General features: G+C 73.7%; 4 protein-coding genes. All 4 read right to left on the reverse strand.

The features are described 5' to 3' along the window. Nucleotides 1-959, reverse strand: a 959-nt coding sequence (locus tag CCS38_RS14610) for an ATP-binding cassette domain-containing protein (RefSeq protein ID WP_223733692.1), incomplete at its 3' end; no start/stop codon positions are given. Beyond that, nucleotides 956-1,819 carry an ABC transporter permease subunit gene (locus tag CCS38_RS14615; RefSeq protein ID WP_223733693.1) on the reverse strand — a complete coding sequence of 288 codons (864 nt, stop codon included), beginning with the start codon at nucleotides 1,817-1,819 and terminating at the stop codon, nucleotides 956-958. The genes CCS38_RS14610 and CCS38_RS14615, both read right to left, overlap by 4 nt. Continuing rightward, nucleotides 1,816-2,811 (reverse strand): ABC transporter permease, encoded by a 996-nt coding sequence (locus CCS38_RS14620; protein WP_223733695.1) that lies wholly within the window; start codon nucleotides 2,809-2,811, stop codon nucleotides 1,816-1,818. Before CCS38_RS14620 ends, CCS38_RS14615 begins: the two co-directional genes overlap by 4 nt. Before the next feature lie 14 nt (nucleotides 2,812-2,825). After that, nucleotides 2,826-4,296 (reverse strand): ABC transporter substrate-binding protein (locus CCS38_RS14625; protein WP_223733694.1); only part of this gene is annotated, 1,471 nt, incomplete at its 5' end.

The raw sequence follows: 4,296 nt of genomic DNA on the forward strand, positions 1-4,296 counted from the left end.
GCCTCGGGGGTGTCGGCGGTACCGGGAGTGTCGGTGATCTCGGCCTCACGGCCGCAGTGGGTGTCGGGGGTCCGGGCCTCGCGGCCGGAGTGAGTGTCGGGGGTCTGGGCCTCGCGGCCGGAGTGGGTGTCGGGGGTCTGGTCCTCGCGGCCGGAGTGGGTGGCTGTGGCTGAGGACGGAGGTGCCGTGGCCGTCAACAGTTCGCGGGTCCAGTCGTGTTGGGGTGACTGCCACAGTTCGTCCGTCGGGCCCGATTCCACGACGCGGCCCGCGCGCAGGACGTAGAGGTCGTCGGCGAGGGCGCGGACGACCTCCAGGTCGTGGCTGAGGAGGAGGACGGCGATGCCCTGGCGGGCCAGGGCCGCGAGTTGTTCGACGATGCGGCGCTTGGTCCGGTCGTCCTGGCCGGTGGTCGGCTCGTCGGCGATCACCGCGCGGGCACCGGTCAGCAGGGCCTGGGCGAGGACGAAGCGCTGCTGCTGGCCGCCGGAGAGCTGGTGCGGGTAGCGGCGCAACAGGGCTTCCGCGTACGGGAGCTGGGCCTGTGCGCAGGCCCGCAGGACGCGTTCGGTGACTGCCGTGCGGCGGTCGCGGCGGGGCAGGTCGCGTACCTGAGCGCGGGCGATGTCGCGGAGGAGGGCGTCGACCCGGCGGGCGGGATTGAGGGCGGCGGCCGGGTGCTGAGGTACGTAGCCGATGAGGCCGTCCGGTACGCGTACGTCGCCGGTGACGCGGGCGCCGGGCGGGTACTCGCCCAGTAGCGCCAGCCCCGTGGTCGTCTTGCCGCTGCCGGACGCGCCGACGAGCGCGGTGATCCGCCCGGGGTGCAGCCGCAGGGATATCCCGTCGACGATCGCGCGGCCGGGTCCCGTACCGGAGCCGAGCACGACCCGCAGGTTCTCGATCTCCGCGACCGGGTCGCCGGTGGGCAGCAGGGAAGTGTCTGTGGCCCCGTTCACGTGCGGATTTCCTTTCGTGCCGGCAGCGGCTTGCGGAGCGGTGTCCGACGCTGCCCCCGCCCCGTCAGCGCCGCGTCGAAGAGCAGGTTGCCGCCCATGGTCAGGGCGACGATCAGTACCGCGGGCAGGACGACGGCCCACGGCTGGACGAAGAGGCCCGTGCGGTTGCGGTCGACCATCACCGCCCAGTCGGCGGCGTCCGGCGCCACGCCGACGCCCAGGAAGGCGGCGGTGGCGACGAGGTACAGGACGCCGGTCAGCCGGGTCCCGGCGTCCGCGGCGAGGGTGCGCAGGGCCGACCGGCCGACGTAGCCCACGGCCATCCGCCACCAGGTCTCGCCCTGCATCCGCAGCGCCTCGACGGCCGGGCGGGCGGCCGCCTCGGCCGCGGTGGCGCGGATGATGCGGGCCGCGTCCGGGATGTTGACCAGGGCGACGAGGAGCGCGAGCCCCGCGGCACCGGGCGCAAAGACCGCCGCGGCGAGGAGGATCAGCAGCAGGGACGGCACCGCGAGGAGGACGTCCAGCGGGCGCATCAGGAGCTCTTCGAGCCAGCCGCGGTGGGTCAGCGCGCTCATGAGGCCGAGCGGCAGGGCCACCACGTAGGCCAGCGCGGTCGCGGACAGCGCGGTGAGGACCACCGTACGGCCGCCGAGCAGCACCTGCCGCCAGACGTCCCGGCCGACGAAGTCGGTGCCGGCCCAGTGCCCGTCGCCGAGGGTGAAGGAGGCGCCGCGGGGGCCGGGTTCGCCCGCGAACAGCGGGCCGAGGAGAGCGATCAGCAGCGGTACGGCGGTGAGCAGGAAGGCGAGCGTGAAGCGGCCCGGGCTGCGGCGGACCGTGGTCGTCAGGGATTTCATGCGGCCACCGCCGCTCGGGGCGTGAACCGGCGCGCCACCAGGTCCGCGCCGAGGTTCAGGACGACGGCGGTGAGCCCGAAGACCACCGCGAGGCCCTGGATGACGGGGACGTCGCGCTCGGCGACGGCGTTCATCAGGACCGTGCCGAGGCCGGGGATCACGAACAGCGCCTCGACGACGATGACGCCGCACAGCAGCCAGTCGATCGTGCGCGCCAGCTGCTGCGCCGCGGGGGCGAGGGCGTTGGGGAGGGCGTGCGTGTACCGGACGCGCGCGCCCGCGATGCCGTACCGGCGGGCCTGCGCGGCGTACGGCGACGCCAGCGCGTCGATCATCCCGGCCCGGACCAGGCGGGCCAGCGAGCACACCGGCCGGGCGAGCAGGACGAGGACCGGGAGGACGAGCGCCGCGGGGTGGGCGAGCAGATCGGTGCCGTAGCCCACGGCGGTCGGCGGCAGCCAGCCCAGACGGAGCGCGAAGACCGTGACGAGGAGGACGCCGAGGGCGAACTCCGGTACGGCGTAGATGCCCAGGGTCGCGGAGCTGATGAGGCGGTCGGCGAACCGGCCCTCGTGGCGCGCGGCGATCACGCCGAGGCCGACGGAGACCGGTATCAGCAGCGCGACCGTCAGGGCCGCGAGCAGCACCGTCGGGCCGAAGCCGTTCGCGAGATACGTGGCGACCGGGCGGCCGGAGGCCAGCGAGGTGCCGAGGTCGCCGTGGAGGAGGCCGCCCGCCCACGCGACGAGGCGTTCGTGGGCCGGCCGGTCCAGGTGCAGGGCCTCGCGGATGGCCGCGACACGGGCCGGGTCGGGCTGGTCGCCCGCCAGGGCCACGGCCGCGTCCCCGGGCAGCGCCTCGGTGAGGGCGAAGACCAGCAGGACGACGGCCACGGTCTGGCCTGCGCCGAGCAGCAGCCGGCGGACCACCCAGGCGCGCAGGCCGTCGCCGCGCGCGGACCTGGAGACGAGCGCGGTACCGGTACCGCGCACCGCTTCAGTACCGCTCACGCCAGCCACACCTTGTCGAAGCGGGCCCAGTCCAGGGTGTTGGCGGGCGCGTCGTGCGCGACGCCGCGGACGTTCTCGGCCATGCCGAGGATCCAGTCGGCGAAGCCCCAGACCAGGAAGCCGCCCTCGGCGTACAGCCGGCGCTGCATTCGCTCGTAGACGGCCGCCCGGTCCTTCTTGTCCTTGGTGGACTGGGCCTGCTGGTAGAGCGCGTCGAAGTCCTTGTGGTGCCACTGGGTGGCGTTGGTGGTGGAGTCGGTGAGCAGCCGCTGGGAGATGTGGGACTCGATGGGCATGGCGCCGGAGCGGTAGCTGGCCAGCGTCCCGGAGTCGAGGGTGTCGGTCCAGAAGGTGTCCTTGCTGCCCACCTTCACCTTCACGTGCACACCGGCCTTGGCGGCCTGGTCGCGGAAGATGGACGCGGCCTCGGTGAAGCCGGCGGCGACGGGGGAGGTGTCCAGGGTGACCTTCAGGCCGTCGGCACCGGCCTTCTTCAGCAGGTGGCGGGCCTTGTCCAGGTCCTGGGTGCGCTGCGGCAGGCCGTCGGCGTAGTACTCGTACCCCTTGCCGAAGAGGTCGTTGCCGATCTCGCCGGCGCCGGACAGCGCGCCCTTGACCAGCTCCTCGCGGTCGGCGATCAGGAAGAACGCCTCGCGCACCCGCTTGTCGTCGAACGGCGCCCGGTCGGTCTTCATCGCGAACGCCTGCATGGCGCTGTTGCGCAGCCGGACGATCTTCACCTGCCCCTTGCCCTCGTGTGCGCGGGCGGTGGTCGGGTTGAGCTCGTGGGCGTACTCGACCTGGCCGCCGAGGAGGGCGTTGACGCGCGCCGACTCCTCGTTGGCGATCACGAACTCCAGCCGCTCCAGGTGCGGCGCGCCGTCCCAGTACTCGTCGTACCGCTCGACGACGGCGGACCGGCCGGGCGTGAAGGAGACGAAACGGAACGGGCCGCTGCCGACGGGCTTCTTGTCGAATTCGCGCGCGCCGTCGGGAACGATGTACGCGCCGAACGCGGCGAGCACATTGGGGAATTCGGCTGTGGGGCGCTTCAGGACGAATTCGACCGTGCGGTCGTCGACGGCCCGGCTCGCCTTGAGGTCGATGGGCTCCAGCGACGCCTTGGCGCGGAACGCCTCCTTCGGGTCGGCGATGCGGCGGTAGCTGTACAGGACGTCGGCGGCGGTCACCGGCTTCCCGTCGTGGAAGGTGGCCTTGCGCAGCTTCACCCGCCAGCGGTCCAGGCCGTCGTTGGGCTCCCAGGAGGCGGCGAGGCGCGGCTGCGCGGAGAGGTCGGCGCCCTGGTCGGCGAGCTTGTCGAAGAGGGCCTTGGCTCTGGCGGCGTCGGCGAAGAGGTTGGTGCGGTGCGGGTCGAGGGTCTCGCTCGCGCCGCCGCCGGCGAACGCGGCGCGCAGCGTGCCGCCGCGCCGGGGCTTGCCGTCGCCGCCCGCGGCGGCAAGCCCCGGC

This window comes from Streptomyces purpurogeneiscleroticus (genome assembly GCF_020024005.1).
Classification (GTDB): domain Bacteria; phylum Actinomycetota; class Actinomycetes; order Streptomycetales; family Streptomycetaceae; genus Streptomyces; species Streptomyces purpurogeneiscleroticus.